The following is a 361-nucleotide window of genomic DNA, read 5'->3' on the forward strand; positions in this document are numbered from 1 at the left end:
CTTGGATTGGATCAAGGCAAAGGATTTCGACAAGGCCAGTCAGGCCTTTACCGCTTTCCTGCGCAAATACCCGAACAGCTCGTACGCGGGCAACGCCCAATACTGGCTGGGTGAAGTGAATCTGGCCAAAGGTGACCTTCAGGGTGCCGGTCAGGCGTTCGCCAAGGTCAGTCAGCAGTATCCGAAGCATGCCAAGGTGCCTGACTCGCTGTACAAGCTGGCTGACGTCGAGCGTCGTCTCGGTCACACCGATAAGGTCAAAGGCATATTGCAGCAAGTAGTCGCCCAGTATCCGGGCACCTCAGCTGCACAATTGGCGCAACGAGATCCTCAGCGTCTTTGATGTTCTGACCCCGCTGAT

1 protein-coding gene is annotated in these 361 nt (G+C 56.2%); it reads left to right on the top strand.

What is annotated here, in order from left to right; genetic code table 11:
* A partial coding sequence (ybgF, locus tag ALO43_RS21315; RefSeq protein ID WP_157062351.1) for a tol-pal system protein YbgF occupies positions 1-343 on the top strand: 343 nt, incomplete at its 5' end.
* Between the last annotated feature and the right edge of the window lie 18 nt (positions 344-361).

It is taken from the genome of Pseudomonas tremae (genome assembly GCF_001401155.1).
Taxonomy (GTDB): Bacteria; Pseudomonadota; Gammaproteobacteria; order Pseudomonadales; family Pseudomonadaceae; genus Aquipseudomonas; species Aquipseudomonas tremae.